This window comes from Sphingopyxis sp. (assembly GCF_035944815.1).
Lineage (GTDB): Bacteria > Pseudomonadota > Alphaproteobacteria > Sphingomonadales > Sphingomonadaceae > Sphingopyxis.
Window position 1 is genome coordinate 206703 of record NZ_DASZAU010000013.1, and the last position, 23847, is coordinate 230549.

Here is a 23847-nt window from a genome sequence, read left to right on the forward strand (position 1 = left end):
CCCCACCGGGCCTCCCTAGTTACTATCGTAGGGGAGGCCCTTCGACGCCACGCGTCATCTTCGGGCGGTGGGGGAGCGGGCCGGTGCCGCACGCTTCCGCAAAGCGGAAGCCGACCTAAATCGTCCCCGTCACCGTCAGCTGGAAATAGCGCCCGAACTTGCGCAGCCGCTGCTCGCTGAACGCGACCGGGCCGTCGCGCCGGTCGACGAACACCGTCCGGTTGAACCCGTCCTTCATATTCGCAAGATTGCGGTACGACAGCTTCACCGTGAAGCCCGCGACATCCTTATGCTCGATAAAGGCGGTGACGAAGGGGCCGTCGGTAAATTCCTGCTGGATCGCATCGAGCCGCAGGTTCGGGCTATAGCGTTCGTCGAAATAGCCCGCACCCCAGGCAAGGTCGGTCCTGGGAATATCGTGGCGCAGGCTCAGGTCGACGACATAATCCTGCCCTTCGCTCTGGTCGCGCCATGCCCCGGTCAGCGGGTCGCGCACGCGGTTGCGGCGCCAGGTGATGTCGCTGTTGATCCGCGCGCCCTTCCATCCCAGCCGGTCGAGCAGCAAGGTCGCCTTCGAACTGATGCGATAGAGGTGCGCGGGCGGCAGATTGCCCCGCCCTTCGGTGGTCGGCGACAGCGGGATCTGGTCGACCAGATCCTGCGCATAGGCATAGGCAAAGGCGACTGACGCATTGCCCCACGCGCCCATGTCCTGCACGAATTCGAGCTCGGTGCGGTTGACGACCGGCGGCACGAGCAGGCCGTTGCCGCCATTGCCCTGCCCGTTCGCGACGTCGACCGAGCTTGCGAAATCGAAGAAGTCGAGCTGGTCGACGCGGCGCTGCAGCTGGTAGTTGATCGTCGTTTTCGGCCCGACCTTCCATGCCAATGCCAATTTGCCTTTCGGCCGGACGAAGCGGCGCGTCAGCCCGCCCGGGCCCGACGAGGTGAGCTCGCTATATTCGGCGCCGAGATTGAGCTGCGCGGTCAGGTTCGGGGCGAGCGCGCGTCCCCAGGTCAGCGACGCCTCGCCGCGCTTCTCCTCGACGCGGGTCTTCTCGCCGCCGAAGATCACGGGCAGGAAGCTGCCGTCGGGCTGGAGCGTCGCGAACTCGGCATCGACGTCGAGCGTGTTGTAGGCGCCTTCGAGCGCGACCTGCCAGTCGGTGCCGCCGCCGGTGCGCCAGCTATATTCGCCACGCAGGATCGACTCGCTTTCGTCGGCGGTCTGCTTGAACCGCTCGCCCGTCCGGCCGCCGATTTCGCGATCGACGATGAAGCTGTCGACGAACGGGCTATGCTCGAAACGATAGAGGGTGATCAGCTTCAGCCGGCCCTTGCCGAGCCCGAGTTCATAGTCGCCGCCGATGTCGAAATTATGCTCGTCTTCGGTGAAGCGGAACGCCTCGCGCACCGTCCCGGCGCCCGGCTGGACCGAAATCCCGTCGACCCGGTCGTCGAGCCGGAGCAGCTGGCCGCCGACGTTGAAATTCCACTTGTTGCCGTTGGCCGTCGTCCGCGCGAGCGCGGCGGACAGGCGCGGCTGGTCGGCCTTGTACCGGCCGAATTCGTCGCGCACGAACGACAGGCCGCCATCGCCGTCGAACCGCCGTTCGGGCCCCCAGTGGCCCTGCCGCCGCGCCTCGTTCTTCAGGCTCAGCGTCACATTGGTGCCGCCGATCTTGCCCGTCGTCGAAATCTCGCCGTTCAGCAAATTGTCGTCGAGCCGCGGGCGCCATTCGGGTTGCCAGCGCAGCGTCGTCGTGAATCCGCCCTTCCCCGCTCCGGCGACCAGCACGACATTGGCGACCTGCCCGGTCAGCCCCGGGACATTCAACCCGGCGCCGTCGACAATGTCGACATAGGCGACTTCGGCGGCGGTAATGCGCGCCAGCGCGGTGCGCGCGTCGGTCGATTTGTTCGCGATCCGCTCGCCGTCGATCAGGACATTTTCGGTCGCCGCGCCCAGCCCGCGCGCGCCGCCGTTGGTGCCGGTGACGATCAGGAATCCCGGGACCTTTTCGACCATGTCGAGCGCCGTGCGCGGCGCGAAGCGTTCGAAGTCGGCCGGGGTATAACGCTGTGCGCCGTTCGCCGGCGTCGGCACCGCGGGCGGTGCGTCGCCGCTGACCTCCTGCGCCGCGGCCGGCACCGCCGACAGCAGCACGGCGGCGGCAAACGAAATTCTGATGATACAGGCCGACATGATTCCCCCCTCGCGGCCGCTATCGAAACAGAAGGCAGCGTTCCCCAATCGCGAATAGTTCGCAATAAATATCCTGTCATATGATGTCTACCAACGCCCGGCGCCGTTCGACGAACGCTGGCGCCCCCGTCGCGACGCTCGCCGTGCCGCCGGATGGTGTCCGCTCTTGCGTCGCGGTGAATTCGCGACATTATGCCATGCAGTTACAGGGGGCTGTGGTGCGCATTGCAATTTCGATATTTCTGGCGGGGCTGCTCGTGCAGGCGCCCGCCCATGCCGAGGACGACCGGATCGCGCGCGGCGCGGAGCCCGATTGGGTCGATCCGTCCGAACCGATGGCGGTGCCCGACGATGCCGGCGGGCTCGTCTTCGTGCGGCGGCAGGATGCGCTGATCCATCTCGATGCAGAGGGACAGGCGCAATATCTCGGCTATCGGCTGCGTATCCTCCACCCGAATGCGCTTCAGGCCGGCAATATTTCGACGACATGGAATCCGGCTTCGGGACCGCCGGTCGTGCACATGGTCAAGGTCCATCGGGGCGACACGACGATTGACGTGCTCGAAAAGGCGTCGTTCGAGATCCTGCGGCGCGAGGACCAGCTCGAAGCCGCGAAACTCGACGGCATATTGACCGCGATACTCCGCGTCCCCGACCTTCGCGTCGGTGACGAGCTCGAGGTCGGGCTGACGACCCGGACGACCGACCCGACCCTCGGGAACAATGATTCGGGTCTGCTTTTCCTCGCGCCCAGCCCCGCGCCCGGCCGCTACCGGCTGGGGCTCAGCTGGGACAAGGGGATGAAGCCGAACATCCGGATGACCCCCGATCTGGCGCCGGTCGGCGTGCCGCGCGATGGCGGGATCGACTTCCGCTTCGACAATCCGGCGATGCTGACGCCGCCGAAAGACGCGCCGGGGCGGTACCAATGGCAACGGATCGTCGAATATACCGACTTCGCCGACTGGGCGACGATCTCGCGCCATTTCGCGCCGCTGTTCGCCAAGGCATCGGCAATCGCCGACGGCTCGCCGCTCGACGAGGAGGTGCGGCGTATCGCCGCCGCGCACAGCGCCCCGATCGACCGCGCGAACGCCGCGCTGCAACTGGTGCAGCGCGACGTGCGCTACATCTATGTCGGGCTGGGCAACGGCAATCTGACCCCCGCGACCGCCGAGGAAACCTGGCAGCGCCGCTACGGCGATTGCAAGGGCAAGACCGCGCTGCTGCTCGGCCTGCTTGGCCGGCTGGGGATCGAGGCCGAAGCCGTTCTCGCCAACAACAGCGGCGCCGACGACGGCCTCGACGAACGCCTCCCCAATCCCGGTATGTTCGACCATGTCCTCGTCCGCGCGCGGATCGGCGGCGCCGCATATTGGCTCGACGGGACGCTGCCGCCCGTCGCGCCGCCAGCGGCGACGCCGGTGGTGCCCTATCGCTGGGTCCTGCCCCTGACCGCAAAGGGCGGCGCCCTCCAGAAGATCGACTGGCGCCCGGCGGTCCGGCCCGACGAAATCACCCTCTATGAAATCGACGCGCGCGCGGGCTTCGACAAGCCGGCGCGCGTGACCAATACGGTGATCGTGCGCGGCATCGCGGGACTGGTGCAGCAGGTCGAAATGTCGGGACTGACCGCCGGCCAGCTGCGCGACGCCATGCGCCAGCAGCTGGTCGGCGGAACCTGGGAAACGGTCGAGGACGTCAAATGGCGTTACGATCAAAAGGCTGCGGCGAGCGTGCTCACCGTCGTCGGCACCTGGAACGTCGACTGGGAGGATGACGGCGACGGCGACAAATCGCTCGCGTTGCCCGGCGGCGGCTTCAGCCCGCCCGAGCGGCGCGCCCGCGCCGCCGACCAGAATCAGGACCTGCCCTGGTACAGCGCGCCCGAATTCGACTGCCGGGTCACGACATTGCGGCTCCCGGCAACGACCGACGCCGCGAACTGGTCGTCCAGATCGGGCTATGACACGCGCATTTTTGGCCGCAACTATTACCGCGCGTTCGACATTCGCGACGGCGCGATCCGCATGATCCGCGCCTCGCGCGTCGAACAGACCGAAATCGACGCGGTCAGCGCGCGGCGCGACAATGGCCGGATCGCGGCCTTCGACAACAGCATGGCATGGGTGTCCTATCGGCCTGCGGTGTCGAAAGCGCAGCCCGCGGGCAACCGTGCGGTGCCCGCGACCTACGATATCGACTGGACCGCCGACGATGTTCCCTGCCTATCGCCCGCGACGAAACGCTGACGAAGCCCGCGATCAGTCGCGCAACAGCTCGTTGATCCCGGTCTTGGCGCGCGTCTGCGCATCGACGCGTTTGACGATGACCGCGCAATAGAGCGACGGCCCCGGCGTCCCGTCGGGCAGCGGCTTGCCCGGCAGCGATCCCGGTACGACGACCGAATAGGCCGGAACCTCGCCGATAAAGACTTCGCCTGTTGCGCGGTCGATGATCTTGGTCGACGCGCCGAGGTAAACGCCCATCGACAGCACCGCGCCCTCGCGCACGATCACGCCCTCGGCGACTTCGGCGCGCGCGCCGATGAAGGCGCCGTCCTCGATCACCACCGGGCCCGCCTGCAACGGTTCGAGCACGCCGCCGATCCCCGCGCCGCCCGACAGATGGACGTTGGCGCCGATCTGCGCGCAGCTGCCGACGGTCGCCCATGCGTCGACCATCGATCCCTCGCCGACATAAGCGCCGATATTGACGAAGCTCGGCATCAGCACCGCGCCCTTGCTGATAAAGGCGCCGCGGCGGACGATCGATCCGGGGACGGCGCGGAAACCCGCAGTGCGAAAACTAGCTTCACCCCAGCCCTTGAATTTCGACGGCACCTTGTCCCACCATCGGGCGCCGCCGGGGCCGCCTTCGATCAAATCCATGTCGTTGAGCCGGAACGACAGCAGCACCGCCTTTTTCAACCACTGGTTGACCTGCCAGTTGCCGCCGGCGTCGCGCTCGGCGACGCGATAGCTGCCGTTATCGAGCCCTTCGAGCGCGGTTTCGACCGCTTCGCGCACCGCGCCTGTCGTCGTCAGGCCCAGCGTGTCGCGCGCGTCCCACGCGGCTTCGATCGTGCTTTGCAGGTCGGTGCTCATGAAATTCCCCATGGTAAAGGCAGGTTGTCGAGCCAGTCGGCGATGTCGGTCGCGTGGAAATCGACATGGCTTGGCAGGTGGTCGCGATGGCCGCTTTCGCTGCCATTGTCCAGCCACACGGTCGTCATCCCCAGCATCTTGGCCGGGGTCAGGTTGCGCGCCATATCCTCGACGAACAGGCTCTTCGCGGGATCGACGCCCAGATGATCGACCATCGCCGCATAGGCTGCGGCGTCGGGCTTGGGCACATAGCGCGTGACCCTGATGTCGCAGATGCCGTCGAACAGGTCGGCGATCCCGCGCGCTTCGAGCACGCGCGCAGCATAATCGGCGTCGGCGTTGGTGAAGACCAGCTTGCGGCCCGGCAGCCGTTCGAGCCCCGCGCGCAGCCGTGGATCGGCGCTCAGCCGGTCGAGCGCGATGTCATGGACATCGACCAGGAAATCCTCGGGGTCGACGCCATGATGGCGCATCAGCCCCGCCATCGTCGTACCATGATCGTGGAAATATCGCTTCTGCACGCGCCGCGCCTCGACGGCATCGACGTTCAGGAGCCGCATGATGAAGGCGCCCATGCGCTCGTCGATCAGGTCGAATAGCTTCGCCGACGGCGCATAAAGCGTGTTGTCGAGATCGAAGATCCAGCTGTCGATATGGTCGATCGCGGCAGGCATGATGCGGCGCGCATAGGGGCTGCCGGCGGGTTCGGCAATGACGATACGCGCCATGACTTACGCGATCGCGACGAAGACGTGCGCCGGCGGTGGCCGCTTTCGACCGATTGCTGCCGCCTCTATCCTCGTCATCCCGGCGAAGGCCGGGATCTCGCCGGCGCGTCATTTCGAGAGGGTGAGATCCCGGCCTTCGCCGGGATGACGGATATTAGGAGTGGCAGCTCTCCACCCCAAAGACGGCGATACCGCGCGGCTATAAGCCTTCTACCGCTCCGCGCTTCGCCACGCTAAAAGACGGGGCAGGGGGAACGGCAATGGCGCATGCGAACAGAGGCGGCAGCATCCGGCGGATGAGGCGTCTGCCGATCTGGACGCTGGTTGGCCTTGCCGCCATGTCGTTGTCCGCCTGCGGCGGTGGCGGCGGTGCGCGGCCTTCGCCGACCCCGGCGCCGCCACCGGCTCCCGCGCCGACCCCGACACCCACCCCCACGCCGACCCCGCCGCCGCCGGGCCAGTTCGACACCGCCGAGATTCGCCGGACCGACGGCGCGGGTTATCATGGCGCGATCACCGCCTGGCAGGCGGGCGCGACGGGGCAGGGCGTTCTTGCCGGCGTCATCGACGACGGAATCGACGTCGACAGCCCCGAATTTGCCGGGCGCATCTCGCCGCTGTCGGCCGATGTCGCGGGTTCGCGCGGCATCGACGGCGAAGGGACACATGGCACCAATGTCGCGCAGCTGCTGCTCGGCGCGCGCGACAACCGCGGGACGGCGGGCATCGCGTTCGACGCCGGGCTGCTCGTGCTGCGCGCCGACCGGCCGGGAAGCTGCGCAACCGAGGATCCCGGCAATGACGAAAGCGGCTGCCGCTTTCCCGAAACCGCGATCGCGGCGGGGCTCGACCGCGCCGTCAGCGCCGGCGCGCGCGTCGTCAATATCTCGCTCGGCGGCGAGGATGCGCCCGGCGCGACGCTGCGCGCGGCGGTGGCGCGCGCGACGGCGGCGGGGACCATCATCGTCCTGTCGGCGGGGAACGAGGGCGACAATGCGCTCGGCGGCAACGATCCGAACAGTCCCGAACCCTTTGCGCAGGGTTTGCGCGACGCCGGCGGTGGGCTCGTGATCATCGCGGGCGCGGTCGATGCGAACGGGGCGATCGCCTCCTTCAGCAACCGCGCCGGGGCCTATTCGGCATCCTATCTCGCGGCGCTCGGCGAAGGCGTGTGCTGCGCTTATGCCGATGGCGCGATACGCACCGAGGGCAATGCGGTCTTCCTGCTGAACGGGACCAGCTTCGCCGCGCCGCATATCGCGGGCGCGGCCGCGTTGCTGGCGCAGGCCTTTCCCAACCTGTCGAGCCAGCAGATCGTGCAACTGCTTTACCAGTCGGCGCGCGACGCGGGCGCGGCGGGTGCCGACGGGGTGTTCGGGCAGGGCATTCTCGACATCGCGCGGGCGTTCCAGCCGATGGGCGCGACGACGCTCGCGGGGACGACGACGGCGGTGGCGCTCGACGCACCGCTCGGCATCCTCGGCGGGCCGATGGGCGACGCGGGCGCCGCGCGCGGCGGTGGCACGATGGGGCTCGTCACCGACACTTTCGGCCGCGCCTTCAACGTCGATTTCGCGGGATCGCTTGGCGTCCGCCGCCCCGACTTCAAATTGACCGGCGCGATCGGCGGGCTCGTCCGCCAGCAGAGCGCGGCGAACCGGTCGCTCGCGCTGTCGCTCGTCACCGCGCCCGGCGCGGGCGGCACCGACGCGCTCGCGGGCCTCTCCTTCCACGATGCGCAGCGCGCGCGCACGCTCGCCGCCTCGGTCGTCATGCGGCTCGACGCGCGCACGCGCCTCGGCTTCGCCGCGGGGCGCGGAACCGGCGGGATGCTCGCGGGCGAACGCGGCGAACCGGCGCTCGCGATGCTGATCGGCGACCCCGCACACGAAGGGCCGGGCTTCGCCGTCCGGCCGGGGGTCGGCGCGATAATCCGACATAATATATATGATAATCAATATGTTAATATCATATTGGAAAAGGGTGTTGTGTCGGGATCGCGCTGGCAGGACGACGGGCTCTTCCGCTACGGCGACAGCCGCTACCGCCGCCTCGGCGCGACATGGGACGGCCGCTTCGGCCCTGTCCGCGCAACGCTCGGGGCCGGCTGGTTGCGCGAAACGGGCAGCCTCCTCGGCGCGCGCCTCGGCCCCGTCTTCGCCGCCGACGGCGCGACCAGCTTCGTCGGCGACGCCGGTTTCATGCTCGATATGCGCGACGATTGGCAAATTGCAGCCGCGTGGCGCCAGATGTGGACCCACCCCGACGCAAGCGGCCTCGTCACCGGGGGCGCGCTGCGCTCGGCCGCTTTTTCCTTCGACATCGCGCGGGCGAATCTCGCGCGTGCCGGCGACCGTGCTGCACTGCGCCTTGCCCAGCCGCTGCGCGTTGCAAATGGAGGTATCGACCTCATGCTTCCCGTCGCGCACGATTATGCGACCGGGCGCACCGACTTTGCGCGCCGCACATATAATCTCGCGCCGACCGGCCGCGAACGGGTGGTCGAGGCGAGCTATATGACGCCGCTCGGCGGCGGCGATCTGATCGCGAACATCTGGTGGCGCCGCGACCCCGGCCACATCGCCGCGATGCCCGACGATCGCGGCGCCGCGCTGCGCTTTACGATGGGCTTCTGATCGGCTTTAACGCGCGCAAGGGTTGGAACAGGGCCAAGAAGCAAAACAGGGGATGCCAGAATGAAGTCGATCCATGTCCTTATGCTCGCGCTCGCGGGGGCGGCCGTTTCCGCGCCGCTTGCTGCGCAGACACCGGCGCGCACCGTGATTCACGCGGGGCATTTGCTCGCCGAACCGGGCAAGCCGGCACGCGGCGCCTCGACGATCGTGGTCGAGGCGGGCAAGGTCGTTTCGGTCGCCGACGGCTTCCAGCCCGCCGACCTCGGCGCGACGCTGATCGACCTCAAGGACAAATATGTCCTCCCCGGCCTCATCGACAGCCATGTCCATCTGACGAGCGACGCGGGCGGCATCGCCGGCCAGCTCGAAGAAATGACGCTCAGCCCCGCGGCGCAGGCCTTCAACGCCCAGGTCAACGGCATGAAGACGCTGCGCGCGGGTTTTACCACCGTCCGCAATCTCGGCGACGGCGACGGCGTGACGCTCGCGCTGCGCGATGCGATTGCTGCCGGCAAGGCGAAGGGGCCGCGCATCGTCGATGCGGGTGCCAGCATTTCGGGCAGCGCCGGGCATATGGACGGATCGCTCGGCTATCGCGACGAACTCCGCCCCTTCTTCGCCGGTGCGGGCAACACCTGCAACGGCGCCGACGATTGCCGCCGTGCGGTGCGGCTCCAGATCGGACGCGGGGCCGACGTGATCAAATTCGCCTCGACCGGCGGGGTCAACAGCCGGATCGGCGCGGGCCTCGGCAAGCAGATGTTCGATGACGAGGCGCAGGCGATCGTCGAGACCGCGCATATGTTCGGCAAGAAGGTCGCGGTCCATGCGCACGGCGCCGACGGCATCCGGCTCGCGCTAGCTGCCGGGGTCGATTCGGTCGAACATGGCACGATCCTCGACGATGCGACGATCGCCGCCTGGGCGAAGTCGAAGACCTATTACGTCCCGACACTCTCGACCGTGAACGGTTACAAGGAACGCATCGCAGCGAACGCCGCGGCTTATGAGCCCGACGTGCTCGCGAAGATCCAGTGGCGTATCGGTATCACGGGGCAAAGCCTCGAAAAGCTGGTCCCGCGCGGCGTGCGCATCGCCTTCGGCACCGATGCCGGCGTGTCGAAGCACGGCCGCAACGCCGACGAGTTCGAACTGATGGTCGAACATGGCATGACCCCGGTCGAGGCGCTCAGGGCGGCGACCGTGAACGCCGCCGACCTGCTCGGCCTGTCGAACGAGATCGGCACGATCGCACCGGGCAAGAGCGCCGACATCATCGCGGTCGCCAGCGACCCGATCGCCGACGTCCGCGTGCTCAAGAAGGTCGATTTCGTGATGGCGCGCGGCGCAGTCGTCGACTGATCAAAGCGCGCCGCGCAGCACCCGCCAGCGCGCCAGCTTGGCGTCGAATCCGATCGTGTGCGCGGCGCTGCTCGACGGCAGGTCGACGACCTCGACGTGCGCAAGTGGCGGCAATTGCTTCCTTCCGATCGCCGCCGCCTTGCCGCCGTTGAAGGCGATCATGCGCAGCTCGGGCAGGGTGGCGACCAGCGCCGCAAGATCATGCGCTTCGACGTCGCGAATTAGCGCGTCGCTGCTTGTGCGTCGTTCGGCGCTGCGAATCACATCCCACAGGCCGATCTTTGCCTCGCGCAGCGCGGCGAGCCGATCGGCATAGGCGCGTTCGGCGAGCGGCCGGTCCGTCACCGCGCCGAGCAGCCGCCAGAACTGGTTCGCCGGATGTGCATAATATTGGCCCTCGGCGAGCGAGCGCACGCCGGGCAGGCTGCCCAGAATCAGCAGCCGCGTGTCGGACGACACCTGCGGCGCAAAACTGGCGTGGCGGATGGCGGGCATGGCTTCCGATAGCCCGCCCGGTCCGGCGCAACAATATTGCCCACCCCTTGACCGCCGGAGGAATCGGGTCTAGGGGCGCGCTCGACCGAAAAGGGCGGTTTGCCGCCTCTTTCAGTTACAACAGCGCTTGAACATTGCTGGCGCGGATGGAGCCTCCGGAAGATCATCACGATCCGCCGGGGTCTTTTGCTGTTATCAGGTCGGCCGTTTTTCGCCATTTTCGGCGGGTTTCGGGCCGGAGCTTCATCCACCGCGGTACAGTAACCGTTCGCTTTGATGGGCGAACATTTTAAGGTGAAGCATTCATGCCCACGATCAACCAGCTGGTCCGCAAGGGCCGGACTCCCCAGAAGGTGAAGTCCAAGGTCCCGGCGATGGACGCAAACCCGCAAAAGCGCGGCGTTTGCACCCGTGTCTATACGACGACCCCGAAAAAGCCGAACTCGGCGCTCCGCAAGGTTGCGAAGGTCCGCCTGACCAACAGCCGCGAAGTCATCACCTACATCCCCGGCGAAGGCCACAACCTCCAGGAGCACAGCGTCGTGCTGATCCGCGGCGGCCGTGTGCGCGACCTTCCCGGCGTGCGTTACCACGTCCTGCGCGGCGTGCTCGATACGCAGGGTGTGAAGGACCGCAAGCAGAGCCGTTCGAAATACGGCGCGAAGCGTCCGAAGTAAGGACCGCTTTTTCGGCTATTTGATCATCCCGCTGCGCCTCGCGCCGGGATGTTGTTGTAAAAGGAATTACCTATGGCTCGTCGTCGTCGTCCCGAACGCCGCGAAATCCTGCCCGATCCCCGCTTCGGTGATACGGTGCTGTCGAAGTTCATGAACAGCGTCATGCTGGACGGGAAGAAGTCCGTCGCCGAAAGCATCGTTTACGGTGCGCTCGAGTCGGTCGAAGCCCGCGCCAAGAAGGAACCGCTGGGCGTGTTCCACGAAGCGCTCGCGAACATCCGCCCGAACATCGAAGTCCGCAGCCGCCGCGTCGGCGGTGCGACCTATCAGGTTCCGGTCGAAGTCCGTCCGGACCGCGCGCAGGCGCTCGCGATCCGCTGGCTGATCACCGCTGCGCGCAACCGCAGCGAAACCACGATGGCCGCGCGTCTGTCGGGCGAATTGCTCGACGCGTCGAACAACCGTGGCAACGCGGTCAAGAAGCGCGAAGATACGCACCGCATGGCGGAAGCGAACCGCGCGTTCAGCCACTACCGCTGGTAATTGCGGGGACGCTTCGGCGTCTCGCAATCGTAACAATCGTTCCTATATCGGGGGTGGCTCCAAAGGCCTCCCCCCAAATCCAAGGAAAAGACCATGGCACGCAGCCATCCGCTCGAACGCTATCGCAATTTCGGTATCATGGCGCACATCGACGCCGGCAAGACCACGACCACCGAGCGCATTCTCTATTACACCGGCAAATCCTACAAGATCGGCGAAGTCCATGACGGCGCCGCCACGATGGACTGGATGGAACAGGAGCAGGAACGCGGCATCACGATCACGTCGGCTGCCACCACCTGCCTGTGGAAAGCCGAAGAAGGTCAGGGTCCGGAACACCGCCTGAACATCATCGACACCCCCGGCCACGTCGACTTCACGATTGAAGTCGAGCGTTCGCTGCGCGTGCTCGACGGCGCGATCACCGCGTTCGACGGCGTTGCCGGCGTCGAGCCGCAGTCGGAAACCGTGTGGCGTCAGGCGGACAAGTACAAGGTTCCGCGGATGTGCTTCATCAACAAGCTCGACCGCACCGGTGCCGATTTCTATTATTGCGTCCAGACGATCATCGATCGTCTTGGTGCGACCCCGGCCGTGCTCTATCTGCCGATCGGTGCGGAAGGCGGCTTCAAGGGCCTCGTCGACCTCGTCAACGAGCGCGCGATCATCTGGAAGGATGAAAGCCTCGGCGCCGAATTCTTCTATGAAGAAATCCCGGCCGACCTTGCCGACAAGGCTGCCGAATATCGCGAAAAGCTCGTCGAACTCGCCGTCGAACAGGACGACGACGCGATGGAAGCCTATCTCGAAGGCACCGTCCCCGACGTCGCGACGCTCAAGAAGCTGATCCGCAAGGGTACGCTGGCGCAGGCGTTCGTTCCGGTCCTCTGCGGCTCGGCGTTCAAGAACAAGGGCGTCCAGACGCTGCTCGACGCGGTTGTCGACTATCTGCCTTCGCCGCTCGACATTCCCGACGTTCAGGGCATCAACCCGGACACCGATCAGCCCGACTCGCGTGAGACGTCGGACTCGGCGCCGCTGTCGCTGCTCGCGTTCAAGATCATGAACGACCCGTTCGTCGGTTCGCTCACCTTCGCCCGCATCTACTCGGGTACCCTGAACAAGGGCACGTACCTGAACTCGGTGAAGGACAAGAAGGAAAAGGTCGGTCGCATGCTGCTGATGCATGCGAACAGCCGCGAAGACATCGAAGAAGCCTATGCGGGCGACATCGTTGCGCTTGCCGGCCTCAAGGAAACCACCACCGGGGACACGCTCTGCGCCACCAACGCGCCGATCATTCTCGAGCGGATGGAATTCCCCGAGCCGGTCATCGAGCTGTCGGTCGAACCGAAGACCAAGGCCGACCAGGAACGTATGGGCATCGCGCTCAACCGTCTGGCTGCCGAGGATCCCTCGTTCCGCGTGTCGACCGACCATGAATCGGGTCAGACGATCATCAAGGGCATGGGCGAGCTTCACCTCGACATCCTCGTCGATCGCATGAAGCGCGAATTCAAGGTCGAAGCGAATGTCGGCGCGCCGCAGGTGGCGTACCGCGAATCGCTCGCGAAGGCCGTTGACGTCGACTACACCCACAAGAAGCAGTCGGGCGGCTCGGGCCAGTTCGGCCGCGTCAAGGTCAGCGTCGCCCCCGGCGAACGCGGCGCGGGCATCACCTTCATCGACGAGATCAAGGGCGGTAACATTCCGCGCGAATATATCCCGTCGGTCGAAAAGGGCATGCGCGAGTCGGCCGAAAACGGTCACATGATCGGCTTCCCGATCATCGACTTCGAAATCAAGCTTACGGACGGCGCGTACCACGACGTCGACTCGTCGGCGCTGGCATTCGAAATCGCGGGCCGTGCGGCAATGCGCGAAGTGGCGGCGAAGGCCGGCATCAAGCTGCTCGAACCGGTGATGAAGGTCGAAGTCGTTACCCCTGAGGAATTCATGGGTGACGTGATCGGCGACCTTAACAGCCGTCGCGGGCAGATCCAGGGCACCGACAGCCGGGGCATCGCCCAGGTCGTCGAGGCGATCGTTCCGCTGGCGAACATGTTCGGTTATGTGAACCAGCTGCGCAGCTTCAGCCAGGGTCGCGCAAGCTACTCGATGCAATTCTCGCATTATGAAGAAGTGCCGACCAACGTCGCCGAAGAAGTGAAGGCCAAGATGGCCTGACGGGTCGACGCCGCGCGGGCTTGCACCGCGCGGCAAGACCCTCTAAGGGCGGCGCCTGATTCAGCAGGCTCGTCCAGGACTGATCAACGCAAACATTGAACAAGAAGGTTATACCATCATGGCCAAGGCTAAATTTGAGCGGACGAAGCCGCACTGCAACATCGGCACCATCGGTCACGTCGACCATGGCAAGACCTCGCTGACCGCAGCGATCACCAAGATCCTCGCCGAAAACGTCGCGGGCAACGCCGCCGTCGACTTCGCGAACATCGACAAGGCTCCCGAAGAGCGCGAGCGTGGCATCACCATTTCGACCGCACACGTCGAATATGAAACCGACGGCCGCCACTATGCCCACGTCGACTGCCCGGGTCACGCTGACTACGTCAAGAACATGATCACCGGTGCCGCCCAGATGGACGGCGCGATCCTCGTCGTGTCGGCTGCTGACGGCCCGATGCCGCAGACGAAGGAGCACATCCTGCTCGCGAAGCAGGTCGGCGTGCCGACCATGGTCGTCTTCCTCAACAAGGTCGACCAGCTGGACGATCCCGAGCTGCTCGAACTCGTCGAACTCGAAATCCGCGAAGAACTCTCGAAGCGCGACTTCGACGGCGACAATATTCCGATCATCCCGGGTTCGGCTCTCGCCGCTCTCGAAAGCCGCGACGACAACATCGGCAAGGACGCGATCCTGAAGCTGATGGCTGCCGTCGACGAATGGATCCCGCAGCCGGAACGTCCGCTGGACAAGCCCTTCCTGATGCCGATCGAAGACGTGTTCTCGATCTCGGGTCGTGGTACGGTTGTGACCGGCCGCGTCGAAACCGGCATCGTCAAGGTGGGTGAAGAAGTCGAAATCGTCGGCATCAAGGACACCAAGAAGACCGTCGTCACCGGCGTCGAAATGTTCCGCAAGCTGCTCGACCAGGGCCAGGCCGGCGACAACATCGGTGCGCTGATCCGCGGCGTCGGCCGTGAAGAAGTCGAGCGTGGCCAGGTTCTGGCGAAGCCCGGCTCGATCACGCCGCACACCGAGTTCACCTCGGAAGTGTACGTCCTGTCGAAGGACGAGGGCGGCCGTCACACGCCGTTCTTCGCGAACTATCGTCCGCAGTTCTACTTCCGCACCACGGACGTCACCGGCGAGGTCATCCTCCCCGAGGGTACCGAAATGGTCATGCCGGGCGACAACGTCCAGCTGTCGGTCAAGCTGATCGCCCCGATCGCCATGGACCCGGGTCTCCGCTTCGCGATTCGCGAAGGCGGCCGCACGGTCGGCGCAGGGGTTGTCGCGACCATCACAAAGTAATATAGGGCCGCGAGCCGCGCGATTCGGACTGATTCGCGCGGCTCGTAGCTTAAAGGTTTTTGATGGCCGAACCGGCTTCCTGATGGGGGCCGGTACAGGCCATTTCGGCTCTTTCGCATCGTTAGACGGGATTCGACTGGAACAGTCATGGAAACGCAGAATATTCGCATTCGCCTGAAGGCCTTTGATCACCGCGTGCTCGATCAGGCCACCACCGACATTGCCGACACGGCACGTCGTACCGGAGCGCTTATTCGCGGCCCGATCCCGCTTCCGACGCGCATTGAAAAATTCACCGTGAACCGCGGTCCGCATGTCGACAAAAAGTCGCGCGAGCAGTTCGAGGTGCGTACCCACAAGCGGCTGCTCGACATCGTGCAGCCCACCCCGCAGACGGTCGACGCGCTGATGAAGCTCGATCTGGCTGCCGGCGTGAACGTCGAGATCAAGCTGGCCTAAGCCAGCATGCCCCGCGAGAGCGGGGCCTCTATCGGCAGGACGGTTCGCCGCCTGCATCACGATAGGGTGGATACCGCCGGACCGCTTCGTTCCGAAGCATCATGGTCCGGGCCGCGTCCCCCGTCTCGCCGCTGGTCCTTCGGGATGGCGGCACCTCAGCCCGGACGGGGCGATGCATCAAAATTTGGGCTGGGAGGGTAGCCGTCGGGCGTTTGTCTGATGGCTTCCCACACGCCGTGCGGAATGGTCCGCCCGGCCTCTGTTGAGGAGTATGATCATGCGTACTGGCGTGATCGCGAAGAAAATGGGGATGACCCGCCTGTTTCAGGACGACGGCCGCCACGTGCCCGTCACCGTCCTGAGCCTCGAAGGCTGCCAGGTCGTCTCCGTGCGCGATAAAGAACGTGACGGTTATGTGGCCGTTCAACTCGGTGCCGGTTCGGCCAAGGCGAAGAACGTCGCCAAGCCGCAGCGCGGCGCTTATGGCAAGGCCGAAGTCGAGCCCAAGGCGAAGCTCGTCGAATTCCGCGTCGCCGACGACGCGACGCTCGACGTCGGCGCCGAACTGTCGGCCGACCATTTCGTCGCCGGCCAGATCGTCGACATCCAGGGCGTGACCCAGGGTAAGGGCTTTGCCGGTGCGATGAAGCGCTGGGGTTTCGGCGGTATGCGCGCGACCCACGGTGTCTCGATCAGCCACCGTGCGCATGGTTCGACCGGTAACCGCCAGGATCCGGGCCGCGTCTTCAAGAACAAGAAGATGGCCGGCCACATGGGCGCGCGCAACCGCACCCAGCAAAATCTCGAAATCGTCCGCACCGACGTCGAACGCGGCCTTCTCTTCGTCAAGGGCTCGGTCCCTGGCTCGAAGGGCGGCTGGCTGCTCGTTCGTGATGCGGTGAAGCTGCCGCGCCACCCCGAAGCCCCCTATCCGGCGGGCATCAAGAGCGCGGCCAACAGCAACGAAGCCCCGGTCGACGCACCGGTCGAAACGCCGGTTGAAGAAACCGTCGTCGACACCGCGGCCACCGACGGCGCACAGGAGTCCTGATCATGAAGGTCAAGGTTCAGACCCTCGACGGCAAAGCCGGCACCGACATCGATCTCAACGACGATGTGTTCGGCGTCGACGCCCGCGCCGACATCCTGCATCGCGTCGTTGCATGGCAGCTCGAAAAGCGCCGTGGCCCGGCTCGCGCCGCCCGCGAACGCAGCGATGTGTCGCGCACCGGCAAGAAGTTCGGTCGCCAGAAGGGCGGCGGTACCGCCCGTCACGGCGATCGCAAGGCGCCGATCTTCATCGGTGGTGGCAAGGCGCATGGTCCCCGTGCCCGCACCTTCGGCCATTCGCTGAACAAGAAGATCCGCACCCTCGGCCTGAAGATGGCATTGAGCGACAAGGCGAAGGGCGGCAAGCTCGTCGTTCTCGACACGCTCGAGCTCAAGGACGCGAAGACCAAGGCGCTCGCCGGCAAGCTCGGCAAGCTCGAACTCGGCAACCGCGCGCTCTTCATCGACGGTGACGCGGTGCACGAAAGCTTCGCAATGGCTTCGGCCAACCTCATCGGTGTTGACGCTCTGCCCGCCATCGGTGCCAACGTCTATGACATCATCCGTGCCGACACGCTGGTCCTGACCCGCGCGGCGGTCGAAAAGCTGGAGGCCCGCTGCAATGGCTAAGGCAAAGACCATCGATGCGCGTCACTACGACGTCATCCTCGCTCCGGTGATCACTGAAAAGTCGACGCTGCTCAGCGAAAACAACGCCGTCGTGTTCAAGGTTGCGGACGACGCGACCAAGCCCGCGATCAAGGCCGCCGTCGAGGCGCTGTTCGATGTCAAGGTGCTCAGCGTCAACACGCTCGTCACCAAGGGCAAGACCAAGCGCTGGAAGGGCAAGCCCTACACCCGCAGCGACGTGAAGAAGGCGATCGTTCGCCTGGCCGAAGGCCAGTCGATCGACGTCACCACGGGCGTCTGATTGTAGGAAGAGGCAGAGAAAATGGCACTTAAATCCTATAATCCGACCAGCCCTGCACAGCGCGGCCTGATCCTCGTCGACAAATCGTCGCTGTGGAAGGGCAAGCCCGTCAAGGTGCTGACCGAAGGCAAGCGCAAGACCGGCGGCCGCAACAACAAGGGTCATGTGACCTCGCGCGGTATCGCCGGCGGCCACAAGCAGAAGTACCGCTTCATCGACTTCAAGCGTCGCAAGTGGGACATGCCGGCTATCGTCGAGCGTCTGGAATATGACCCCAACCGCACGGCGTTCATCGCGCTCGTGAAGTATGAAGACGGCGAACTCGCCTACATCCTCGCGCCGCAGCGCCTGGGCGTCGGCGACACGGTCGTCGCGGGCAAGAAGACCGACGTGAAGCCGGGCAATGCGATGGAATTGTCGCAGATGCCGGTCGGCACGATCGTCCATAATATCGAGATGAAGCCGGGCAAGGGTGGCCAGATCGCCCGTTCGGCTGGCACCTATGCACAGGTCGTCGGTCGTGACCGCGGTCTCGTCATCGTGCGTCTCGGTTCGGGCGAACAGCGTTACATCCGTGGCGAATGCATGGGCACGGTCGGTGCGGTGTCGAACCCCGACAACCAGAACACCAACCTGGGCAAGGCCGGCCGCAACCGCTGGCTCGGCAAGCGTCCGCTGACCCGCGGCGTCGCCAAGAACCCGGTCGACCACCCGCACGGCGGTGGTGAAGGCCGCACCTCGGGTGGCCGTCATCCGGTTACCCCGTGGGGCAAGCCGACCAAGGGTGCCCGTACCCGTCACAACAAGTCGACCGACAAGATGATCATCCGGTCGCGTCACGCGAAGAAGAAGAGGTAAGCCATGGCTCGCTCGGTCTGGAAGGGTCCGTTCGTGGACCTTCATCTCCTCAAGAAAGCCGAAACGGCCCAGGACGGTGGCAGCTCTGCCCCGATCAAGACCTGGTCGCGCCGGTCCACCATCCTGCCGCAGTTCGTGGGGCTGACCTTCAACGTCTACAACGGCCGCAAGTTCGTGCCGGTGTCGGTCAATGAAGACATGGTCGGCATGAAGCTGGGTGAATTTGCGCCGACGCGCTTCTTCCCCGGCCACGCGGCTGACAAGAAGGGCAAACGCTAATGGGCAAGGAAAAGTCCCCCCGCCGCGTTGCGGATAACGAGGCGCTTTCCGTCGGCACGCAGATTCGCGGCTCGGCGCAGAAGCTGAACCTCGTCGCCGCGCTGATCCGCGGCCGCAAGGTCGAAGACGCGATGAACATCCTCACCTTCTCGAAGAAGGCGATGGCTGTCGACGTGCGCAAGGTTCTCGCCAGCGCCGTCGCCAACGCGGAAAACAACCACAACCTCGACGTTGATGCGCTCGTCATCAAGGAAGCCAGCGTCGGCAAGTCGATCTCGATGAAGCGCTGGCACGCTCGCGGCCGCGGCAAGTCGACCCGGATCGTCAAGCCGTTCAGCCGCATCCGCATTGTCGTGCGCGAACAGGAAGAAGAGGCGTAAGATGGGCCAGAAGAGCAATCCGATCGGCCTGCGCCTGCAGGTCAACCGCACCTGGGACAGCCGCTGGTTCGCCGAAGGCCAGGACTATGGACGCATGCTTGTCGAGGATCTCAAGATCCGCAAGTTCGTGTTCAAGCACCTGCCGCAGGCCGCGATCTCGAAGGTCGTGATCGAGCGTCCGGCGAAGCTGTGCCGCGTGTCGATCTATGCCGCCCGTCCGGGCGTCATCATCGGCAAGAAGGGCGCGGACATCGAAAAGCTGCGCAAGCAGCTCGGTGCGATGACGGGCAGCGACGTGTCGCTGAACATCGTCGAAATCCGCAAGCCCGAAGTCGACGCCAAGCTCGTCGGCCAGGGCATTGCCGACCAGCTCGAACGCCGCGTCGCGTTCCGCCGGGCCATGAAGCGCGCCGTTCAGTCGGCGATGCGTCTCGGCGCCGAGGGCATCCGCATCAACTGCGCCGGCCGTCTGGGCGGCGCGGAAATCGCGCGCACCGAATGGTACCGCGAAGGCCGGGTGCCGCTGCACACGCTGCGCGCCAATGTCGACTATGCCGAAGCCGAAGCGCACACCGCGTACGGCGTTTGCGGCATCAAGGTCTGGATTTTCAAGGGCGAGATCCTTGGTCACGACCCGATGGCTACCGACCGTCTGATGCTCGACGCGCAGACGACCGGTGTCCGTCCGGCCCGTGAAGATCGCCGCTAAGGACTGCTGACATGCTGCAACCGAAAAAAACCAAGTTCCGCAAGGCCTTCAAGGGCCGCATCCATGGCAACGCCAAGGGCGGTACCGCGCTGAACTTCGGCTCCTACGGGCTGAAGGCGATGGAACCCGAGCGGATCACCGCACGCCAGATCGAAGCGGCTCGCCGCGCGATCAGCCGCGCGATCAAGCGTCAGGGCCGTTTGTGGATCCGCATTTTTCCCGACGTCCCCGTGTCGTCGAAGCCTGCCGAAGTCCGTATGGGTAAGGGCAAGGGTTCGCCGGAATTCTGGGCCGCGCGCGTGAAGCCGGGCCGCATCCTGTTCGAACTCGACGGCGTTCCGGGCCCCGTGGCCGCGCTGGCATTCGAACGCGCGGCGATGAAGCTGCCGATCAAGACGAAGGTTATCGCCCGCCTCGGCGACACCTCGCACCTGGAGGGTTAAGGACATGGCCAAGACCGAAGATTTCAAGGCCAAGACCGACGACCAGCTCGCCGAACAGCTTGGCGAACTGAAGCGCGAGGCGTTCAACCTCCGCTTCCAGGCGGCCACCGGCCAGCTTGAAAAAGCGTCGCGCGTCAAGGAAGTGCGGCGCACGATCGCCCGCATCAAGACGCAGCAGACCGAGCGTTCGCGCTCGGCTGCGAAGTAAGGAGACTATCGATGCCGAAGCGCATTCTGACCGGTACGGTGGTGTCCGACAAGGGCGACAAAACCGTCGTGGTGAAGGTCGAACGGAAGGTGAAGCACCCTCTGTACGGCAAGATCATCCGCCGCTCGAAAAAATATCACGCCCACGATGAAGACAACGCCATCAAGGCTGGCGAAACCGTCCGCATCGAGGAAACGAAGCCGATTTCGAAGCTGAAGACGTGGAAGGTGCTCGACAAGGTCGACACCCACAGCAAGCCCAAGAGCGCTGCCGCTCCGGCTGCTGACGCCTGAGCTGATTTTCACGGAACCGCCGGGATTGCCCGGTAGGCCAAAAAAGAAGGAAATGCATCGATGATCCAGATGCAGTCACAATTGGAAGTCGCTGACAACAGCGGTGCCAAGCGCGTCCAGTGCATCAAGGTGCTCGGCGGCTCGAAGCGTCGCACCGCCGGCGTGGGCGACGTGATCGTCGTGTCGATCAAGGAAGCCCAGCCGCGCGGCAAGGTGAAGAAGGGCGACGTGCATCGCGCCGTCATCGTCCGCACCGCGAAGGACGTGCGCCGCGCCGATGGCTCGGTCATCCGTTTCGACAGCAACGCTGCCGTACTCGTCAACAAGAATGAAGAGCCCATCGGCACCCGTATCTTCGGCCCCGTCGTCCGCGAACTGCGCGGCCGCGGCTATATGAAGATCATCAGCCTGGCGCCGGAGGTCCTCTAACCATGGCGAACAAGATCAAGAAGGGCGACACGGTCGTCATCCTGTCCGGCAAGGACAAGGGCAAGACCGGCGAAGTGACGCAGAGCCTGCCGAAGGACGGCAAGGTCGTCGTCGCGGGCGTCAACATCATCACGCGCCACCGCAAGCCGAGCCAGACCAACCCGCAGGGCGGTCTCGAGCGCAAGGAAGCGCCGCTGTTCGCAAGCAAGGTTGCGCTCGCCGATCCCAAGACCGGCAAGCCGACGCGCGTTCGTTTTGAAACCAAGGACGGCAAGAAGGTCCGCGTGGCCGTGAAGTCCGGGGAGACGATCAATGGCTGACAACTACACCCCGCGCATGCGCAAGCGCTATGACGATGTGATCGTCAAGGCGATGACCGAAAAATTCGGTTACAAGAATGCGATGGAAGTGCCGAAGATCGAAAAGATCACGCTCAACATGGGCGTCGGCGAAGCCACGCAGGACAAGAAGAAGGTCGAAGCGGCCGCTGCCGAGATGGAACTCATCGCCGGTCAGAAGCCCGTTGTGACCAAGGCGAAGAAGTCGATCGCACAGTTCAAGCTGCGCGAAGGCATGCCGATCGGTTGCAAGGTCACCCTGCGCCGCGAACGCATGTACGAATTCCTCGATCGCCTGATCACGATCGCCATGCCGCGCATCCGTGACTTTCGCGGCGTGTCGGCGACCAGCTTCGACGGCCGTGGCAACTATGCCATGGGCCTGAAAGAGCAGATCATCTTCCCCGAGATCAACTATGACCGCATCGACCAGGTGCGCGGCATGGACGTGATCGTCACCACCACCGCCCGTACGGACGAAGAAGCCCGCGAACTGCTCAAGCTGTTCGGCTTCCCCTTCCCGATCGAGGCGCAGGAAAAGGAAGCCGCCTGATCCCCTTGGGACCAGGCAGGCTCTTTCAAGAAGGAAAGAGAACTTAAGTCATGGCGAAACTGAGTTCGGTAAACAAGAACGAGCGTCGCAAGCAGCTGGTGAAGAAATATGCCGGCCGTTACGCGAAGCTGAAGGCGATTGCGGCGGATACGTCGCTCGATGATGGCGAGCGTCTGATCGCGCGCCTCAAGATGGCGGAAATTCCGCGCAACGGTAACCCGACCCGCATCCGCAACCGGTGCGAGCTGACGGGCCGCCCGCGTGCTTATTATCGCAAATTCCGGCTGTGCCGTATTCAGCTCCGCGATCTGGCCAACAAGGGCCTGATCCCCGGTGTTGTAAAGTCGAGCTGGTAAGGGACTGACAAGATGGCAATGACCGATCCCCTGGGTGATATGCTCACCCGCATCCGCAACGGCCAGCAGGCGAAGAAGGACAGCGTCCTGACTCCCGCCTCGACCCTGCGCGTCCGCGTTCTCGATGTTCTCCAGCGTGAAGGCTATATCCGCGGCTACAGCGAAGAAGCGCTGGGTGCCAAGGGCCAGCACAAGGGCATCCGCATCGAGCTGAAATATTTCGAAGGCCAGCCGGCGATCCGCCACGTGGCCCGCGTCTCGAAGCCGGGCCGCCGCATCTATTCGGGCTCGAAAGAGCTGCCGATCGTGCGCAACGGCCTTGGCATCACCATCGTGTCGACCCCGCGCGGCGTCCTCTCGGACGCCGAAGCCCGCGAGCATAATGTCGGCGGCGAAGTGCTGGCGGAGGTGTTCTGATGTCTCGCATTGGTAAAAAGGCAGTAGCGATCCCCGGCGGTGTCACCGCCGCGATCGACGGCGGCCAGCTGTCGGTGAAGGGGCCGAAGGGCACGCTCGCGATGCCGCTGTCCGACCTCATCACCTATGAAGTCGGCGAAGGCAGCATCTCGGTGCAGCCCGCGAACAGCACCCGCGAAGCGCGGGCGTTCTGGGGCATGCAACGCACGCTGGTCCAGAACCTGATCACCGGCGTGACCGAAGGCTTCACCAAGGTTCTCGAGATCACCGGTGTCGGCTATCGCGCCAACTCGCAGGGCAAGACGCTGAAGCTGCAGCTCGGCTACAGCCACGATGTCGATTTCGCGGTGCCCGAAGGCATCGAGATCAAGACGCCGGACAACACGACGATCGAGATCACCGGTATCGACAAGCAGAAGGTCGGCCAGGTCGCGGCGGAAATCCGCCGTTGGCGTAAGCCCGAACCCTATAAGGGCAAGGGCATCAAATATCGCGGCGAGTACATCTTCCGCAAAGAAGGCAAGAAGAAGTAAGCCATGGCACATCTTACCCCTTTCCAGAAACGCCGTCAGCGCGTTCGTACCGCCCTCCGCCAGCGCGCCGCTGGCCGTGCCCGCCTGTCGGTGCACCGTTCGGGCCGTCACATCTATGCACAGCTCATCGATGACGCTGCCGGGCAGACGCTCGCTTCGGCTTCGACGCTCGACAAGGATGTCCGCGGCAAGACCGGCGCGACCACGGCTGCTGCTGCCGATGTCGGCAAGCGCCTTGCCGCCGCCGCCAAGAAGGCTGGCGTGACGCAGGTCGTGTTCGACCGTGGCGGCTTCCTGTTCCACGGGCGCATCAAGGCGCTGGCCGACGCGGCTCGCGAAGGCGGATTGGAGTTCTGAT

29 protein-coding genes are annotated in these 23847 nt (G+C 65.0%); 25 read left to right on the forward strand and 4 right to left on the reverse strand.

Features of this window, described 5'->3' with window-relative positions; translation table 11 throughout:
* Nucleotides 1-115: 115 nt before the first annotated feature.
* Nucleotides 116-2206 carry a TonB-dependent receptor gene (locus VGU00_RS18400; RefSeq protein WP_327471149.1) on the reverse strand — a complete coding sequence of 697 codons (2091 nt, stop codon included), beginning with the start codon at nt 2204-2206 and terminating at the stop codon, nt 116-118.
* 218 nt (nt 2207-2424) lie between these two features.
* On the opposite strand from VGU00_RS18400, the gene VGU00_RS18405 reads away from it, so the two are divergent.
* Nucleotides 2425-4458 carry a DUF3857 domain-containing protein gene (locus VGU00_RS18405; RefSeq protein WP_327471151.1) on the forward strand — a complete coding sequence of 678 codons (2034 nt, stop codon included), beginning with the start codon at nt 2425-2427 and terminating at the stop codon, nt 4456-4458.
* Nucleotides 4459-4470: 12 nt separating this feature from the next.
* Here VGU00_RS18405 and dapD read toward each other — a convergent pair whose 3' ends face one another.
* Together dapD and VGU00_RS18415 are read right to left on the reverse strand one after the other, a co-directional pair.
* Nucleotides 4471-5313 carry a 2,3,4,5-tetrahydropyridine-2,6-dicarboxylate N-succinyltransferase gene (gene dapD, locus VGU00_RS18410; protein ID WP_327471152.1) on the reverse strand — a complete coding sequence of 281 codons (843 nt, stop codon included), beginning with the start codon at nt 5311-5313 and terminating at the stop codon, nt 4471-4473.
* Nucleotides 5310-5987 carry a pyrimidine 5'-nucleotidase gene (locus VGU00_RS18415; protein WP_327471762.1) on the reverse strand — a complete coding sequence of 226 codons (678 nt, stop codon included), beginning with the start codon at nt 5985-5987 and terminating at the stop codon, nt 5310-5312. The genes dapD and VGU00_RS18415 overlap by 4 nt, the downstream gene beginning before the upstream one ends.
* A gap of 350 nt (nt 5988-6337) precedes the next feature.
* Here VGU00_RS18415 and VGU00_RS18420 point away from each other — a divergent pair, with 350 nt between their 5' ends.
* Together VGU00_RS18420 and VGU00_RS18425 are read left to right on the forward strand one after the other, a co-directional pair.
* Nucleotides 6338-8677: a S8 family peptidase gene (locus VGU00_RS18420; RefSeq protein ID WP_327471153.1), complete on the forward strand. Its 2340-nt coding sequence runs from the start codon at nt 6338-6340 to the stop codon at nt 8675-8677.
* Nucleotides 8678-8737: 60 nt separating this feature from the next.
* Nucleotides 8738-10039 carry an amidohydrolase family protein gene (locus VGU00_RS18425; protein WP_327471155.1) on the forward strand — a complete coding sequence of 434 codons (1302 nt, stop codon included), beginning with the start codon at nt 8738-8740 and terminating at the stop codon, nt 10037-10039.
* On the opposite strand, the gene VGU00_RS18430 is transcribed toward VGU00_RS18425, so the two are convergent.
* Nucleotides 10040-10534: a DNA-deoxyinosine glycosylase gene (locus VGU00_RS18430; protein ID WP_327471157.1), complete on the reverse strand. Its 495-nt coding sequence runs from the start codon at nt 10532-10534 to the stop codon at nt 10040-10042.
* Between the two features lie 305 nt (nt 10535-10839).
* Between VGU00_RS18430 and rpsL the strand changes: the two genes are divergently transcribed.
* The 22 genes from rpsL (at nt 10840) to rplR (ending at nt 23846) form a co-directional block, all read left to right on the forward strand.
* Nucleotides 10840-11211 carry a 30S ribosomal protein S12 gene (rpsL, locus tag VGU00_RS18435; protein ID WP_058805196.1) on the forward strand — a complete coding sequence of 124 codons (372 nt, stop codon included), beginning with the start codon at nt 10840-10842 and terminating at the stop codon, nt 11209-11211.
* Nucleotides 11212-11283: 72 nt separating this feature from the next.
* Nucleotides 11284-11754, forward strand: coding sequence for a 30S ribosomal protein S7 (gene rpsG / locus VGU00_RS18440; RefSeq protein ID WP_058818022.1), 471 nt, complete (start codon nt 11284-11286; stop codon nt 11752-11754).
* Between the two features lie 93 nt (nt 11755-11847).
* Complete coding sequence (fusA, locus tag VGU00_RS18445) at nt 11848-13941, forward strand: elongation factor G (protein WP_327471158.1); 2094 nt, start codon at nt 11848-11850, stop codon at nt 13939-13941.
* A gap of 118 nt (nt 13942-14059) precedes the next feature.
* Nucleotides 14060-15253: an elongation factor Tu gene (gene tuf / locus VGU00_RS18450; protein ID WP_327471160.1), complete on the forward strand. Its 1194-nt coding sequence runs from the start codon at nt 14060-14062 to the stop codon at nt 15251-15253.
* 147 nt (nt 15254-15400) lie between these two features.
* On the forward strand, nt 15401-15712 hold the full coding sequence (rpsJ, locus tag VGU00_RS18455) for a 30S ribosomal protein S10 (RefSeq protein ID WP_003042199.1): 312 nt from the start codon (nt 15401-15403) through the stop codon (nt 15710-15712).
* Between the two features lie 277 nt (nt 15713-15989).
* The gene (gene rplC / locus VGU00_RS18460; protein ID WP_327471162.1) at nt 15990-16763 is read left to right on the forward strand and encodes a 50S ribosomal protein L3; all 774 of its coding nucleotides are present in this window, start codon (nt 15990-15992) and stop codon (nt 16761-16763) included.
* Nucleotides 16764-16765: 2 nt separating this feature from the next.
* Nucleotides 16766-17392: a 50S ribosomal protein L4 gene (gene rplD / locus VGU00_RS18465; protein ID WP_062186277.1), complete on the forward strand. Its 627-nt coding sequence runs from the start codon at nt 16766-16768 to the stop codon at nt 17390-17392.
* Entirely contained in the window at nt 17385-17693 is a 309-nt protein-coding gene (locus VGU00_RS18470) for a 50S ribosomal protein L23 (protein WP_294032479.1), read from the forward strand. Before rplD ends, VGU00_RS18470 begins: the two co-directional genes overlap by 8 nt.
* Before the next feature lie 21 nt (nt 17694-17714).
* On the forward strand, nt 17715-18551 hold the full coding sequence (gene rplB, locus VGU00_RS18475) for a 50S ribosomal protein L2 (protein WP_327471167.1): 837 nt from the start codon (nt 17715-17717) through the stop codon (nt 18549-18551).
* Nucleotides 18552-18554: 3 nt separating this feature from the next.
* Nucleotides 18555-18830 (forward strand): 30S ribosomal protein S19, encoded by a 276-nt coding sequence (gene rpsS, locus VGU00_RS18480; protein ID WP_037556370.1) that lies wholly within the window; start codon nt 18555-18557, stop codon nt 18828-18830.
* A complete protein-coding gene (rplV, locus tag VGU00_RS18485) occupies nt 18830-19210 on the forward strand; it encodes a 50S ribosomal protein L22 (protein WP_037515650.1) in 381 nt (126 codons plus the stop codon). Before rpsS ends, rplV begins: the two co-directional genes overlap by 1 nt.
* A gap of 1 nt (nt 19211) precedes the next feature.
* A complete protein-coding gene (gene rpsC, locus VGU00_RS18490) occupies nt 19212-19919 on the forward strand; it encodes a 30S ribosomal protein S3 (protein ID WP_054589691.1) in 708 nt (235 codons plus the stop codon).
* An 11-nt stretch (nt 19920-19930) separates the two neighbouring features.
* Nucleotides 19931-20362, forward strand: a complete 432-nt coding sequence (gene rplP / locus VGU00_RS18495) for a 50S ribosomal protein L16 (RefSeq protein ID WP_077145771.1) — start codon at nt 19931-19933, stop codon at nt 20360-20362.
* A 4-nt stretch (nt 20363-20366) separates the two neighbouring features.
* Complete coding sequence (gene rpmC, locus VGU00_RS18500; protein WP_184646415.1) at nt 20367-20570, forward strand: 50S ribosomal protein L29; 204 nt, start codon at nt 20367-20369, stop codon at nt 20568-20570.
* Between the two features lie 11 nt (nt 20571-20581).
* The gene (gene rpsQ, locus VGU00_RS18505; protein ID WP_327471173.1) at nt 20582-20863 is read left to right on the forward strand and encodes a 30S ribosomal protein S17; all 282 of its coding nucleotides are present in this window, start codon (nt 20582-20584) and stop codon (nt 20861-20863) included.
* A 60-nt stretch (nt 20864-20923) separates the two neighbouring features.
* The gene (gene rplN, locus VGU00_RS18510) at nt 20924-21292 is read left to right on the forward strand and encodes a 50S ribosomal protein L14 (protein ID WP_011543078.1); all 369 of its coding nucleotides are present in this window, start codon (nt 20924-20926) and stop codon (nt 21290-21292) included.
* A 2-nt stretch (nt 21293-21294) separates the two neighbouring features.
* Nucleotides 21295-21612, forward strand: a complete 318-nt coding sequence (rplX, locus tag VGU00_RS18515; RefSeq protein ID WP_058805189.1) for a 50S ribosomal protein L24 — start codon at nt 21295-21297, stop codon at nt 21610-21612.
* On the forward strand, nt 21605-22183 hold the full coding sequence (rplE, locus tag VGU00_RS18520) for a 50S ribosomal protein L5 (RefSeq protein WP_037556378.1): 579 nt from the start codon (nt 21605-21607) through the stop codon (nt 22181-22183). Before rplX ends, rplE begins: the two co-directional genes overlap by 8 nt.
* A 50-nt stretch (nt 22184-22233) precedes the next feature.
* The gene (gene rpsN, locus VGU00_RS18525) at nt 22234-22539 is read left to right on the forward strand and encodes a 30S ribosomal protein S14 (protein WP_037556379.1); all 306 of its coding nucleotides are present in this window, start codon (nt 22234-22236) and stop codon (nt 22537-22539) included.
* 12 nt (nt 22540-22551) lie between these two features.
* A complete protein-coding gene (gene rpsH, locus VGU00_RS18530; protein WP_037556380.1) occupies nt 22552-22956 on the forward strand; it encodes a 30S ribosomal protein S8 in 405 nt (134 codons plus the stop codon).
* The gene (gene rplF, locus VGU00_RS18535) at nt 22956-23489 is read left to right on the forward strand and encodes a 50S ribosomal protein L6 (protein ID WP_242772876.1); all 534 of its coding nucleotides are present in this window, start codon (nt 22956-22958) and stop codon (nt 23487-23489) included. The genes rpsH and rplF overlap by 1 nt, the downstream gene beginning before the upstream one ends.
* Before the next feature lie 3 nt (nt 23490-23492).
* The gene (gene rplR / locus VGU00_RS18540) at nt 23493-23846 is read left to right on the forward strand and encodes a 50S ribosomal protein L18 (RefSeq protein ID WP_037556384.1); all 354 of its coding nucleotides are present in this window, start codon (nt 23493-23495) and stop codon (nt 23844-23846) included.
* The last annotated feature ends 1 nt before the right edge of the window (nt 23847 follow it).

What these genes read in the sequence shown, in the direction of transcription:
- rpsH (WP_037556380.1), top strand. Translation starts at nt 22,552, where the DNA reads ATGGCAATGACCGATCCCCTGGGTGATATGCTCACCCGCATCCGCAAC.
- VGU00_RS18400 (WP_327471149.1), bottom strand. Translation starts at nt 2,206, where the DNA reads ATGTCGGCCTGTATCATCAGAATTTCGTTTGCCGCCGCCGTGCTGCTG.
- rplN (WP_011543078.1), top strand. Translation starts at nt 20,924, where the DNA reads ATGATCCAGATGCAGTCACAATTGGAAGTCGCTGACAACAGCGGTGCC.
- rplB (WP_327471167.1), top strand. Translation starts at nt 17,715, where the DNA reads ATGGCACTTAAATCCTATAATCCGACCAGCCCTGCACAGCGCGGCCTG.
- rpmC (WP_184646415.1), top strand. Translation starts at nt 20,367, where the DNA reads ATGGCCAAGACCGAAGATTTCAAGGCCAAGACCGACGACCAGCTCGCC.
- VGU00_RS18430 (WP_327471157.1), bottom strand. Translation starts at nt 10,534, where the DNA reads ATGCCCGCCATCCGCCACGCCAGTTTTGCGCCGCAGGTGTCGTCCGAC.
- VGU00_RS18415 (WP_327471762.1), bottom strand. Translation starts at nt 5,987, where the DNA reads ATGCCTGCCGCGATCGACCATATCGACAGCTGGATCTTCGATCTCGAC.
- rpsS (WP_037556370.1), top strand. Translation starts at nt 18,555, where the DNA reads ATGGCTCGCTCGGTCTGGAAGGGTCCGTTCGTGGACCTTCATCTCCTC.
- rplF (WP_242772876.1), top strand. Translation starts at nt 22,956, where the DNA reads ATGTCTCGCATTGGTAAAAAGGCAGTAGCGATCCCCGGCGGTGTCACC.
- rpsJ (WP_003042199.1), top strand. Translation starts at nt 15,401, where the DNA reads ATGGAAACGCAGAATATTCGCATTCGCCTGAAGGCCTTTGATCACCGC.
- rplP (WP_077145771.1), top strand. Translation starts at nt 19,931, where the DNA reads ATGCTGCAACCGAAAAAAACCAAGTTCCGCAAGGCCTTCAAGGGCCGC.
- dapD (WP_327471152.1), bottom strand. Translation starts at nt 5,313, where the DNA reads ATGAGCACCGACCTGCAAAGCACGATCGAAGCCGCGTGGGACGCGCGC.
- rplR (WP_037556384.1), top strand. Translation starts at nt 23,493, where the DNA reads ATGGCACATCTTACCCCTTTCCAGAAACGCCGTCAGCGCGTTCGTACC.
- VGU00_RS18420 (WP_327471153.1), top strand. Translation starts at nt 6,338, where the DNA reads ATGAGGCGTCTGCCGATCTGGACGCTGGTTGGCCTTGCCGCCATGTCG.
- rpsQ (WP_327471173.1), top strand. Translation starts at nt 20,582, where the DNA reads ATGCCGAAGCGCATTCTGACCGGTACGGTGGTGTCCGACAAGGGCGAC.
- VGU00_RS18470 (WP_294032479.1), top strand. Translation starts at nt 17,385, where the DNA reads ATGGCTAAGGCAAAGACCATCGATGCGCGTCACTACGACGTCATCCTC.
- tuf (WP_327471160.1), top strand. Translation starts at nt 14,060, where the DNA reads ATGGCCAAGGCTAAATTTGAGCGGACGAAGCCGCACTGCAACATCGGC.
- rpsC (WP_054589691.1), top strand. Translation starts at nt 19,212, where the DNA reads ATGGGCCAGAAGAGCAATCCGATCGGCCTGCGCCTGCAGGTCAACCGC.
- fusA (WP_327471158.1), top strand. Translation starts at nt 11,848, where the DNA reads ATGGCACGCAGCCATCCGCTCGAACGCTATCGCAATTTCGGTATCATG.
- rpsL (WP_058805196.1), top strand. Translation starts at nt 10,840, where the DNA reads ATGCCCACGATCAACCAGCTGGTCCGCAAGGGCCGGACTCCCCAGAAG.
- rplE (WP_037556378.1), top strand. Translation starts at nt 21,605, where the DNA reads ATGGCTGACAACTACACCCCGCGCATGCGCAAGCGCTATGACGATGTG.
- VGU00_RS18425 (WP_327471155.1), top strand. Translation starts at nt 8,738, where the DNA reads ATGAAGTCGATCCATGTCCTTATGCTCGCGCTCGCGGGGGCGGCCGTT.
- rplX (WP_058805189.1), top strand. Translation starts at nt 21,295, where the DNA reads ATGGCGAACAAGATCAAGAAGGGCGACACGGTCGTCATCCTGTCCGGC.
- rplD (WP_062186277.1), top strand. Translation starts at nt 16,766, where the DNA reads ATGAAGGTCAAGGTTCAGACCCTCGACGGCAAAGCCGGCACCGACATC.
- rpsG (WP_058818022.1), top strand. Translation starts at nt 11,284, where the DNA reads ATGGCTCGTCGTCGTCGTCCCGAACGCCGCGAAATCCTGCCCGATCCC.
- rplV (WP_037515650.1), top strand. Translation starts at nt 18,830, where the DNA reads ATGGGCAAGGAAAAGTCCCCCCGCCGCGTTGCGGATAACGAGGCGCTT.
- rpsN (WP_037556379.1), top strand. Translation starts at nt 22,234, where the DNA reads ATGGCGAAACTGAGTTCGGTAAACAAGAACGAGCGTCGCAAGCAGCTG.
- rplC (WP_327471162.1), top strand. Translation starts at nt 15,990, where the DNA reads ATGCGTACTGGCGTGATCGCGAAGAAAATGGGGATGACCCGCCTGTTT.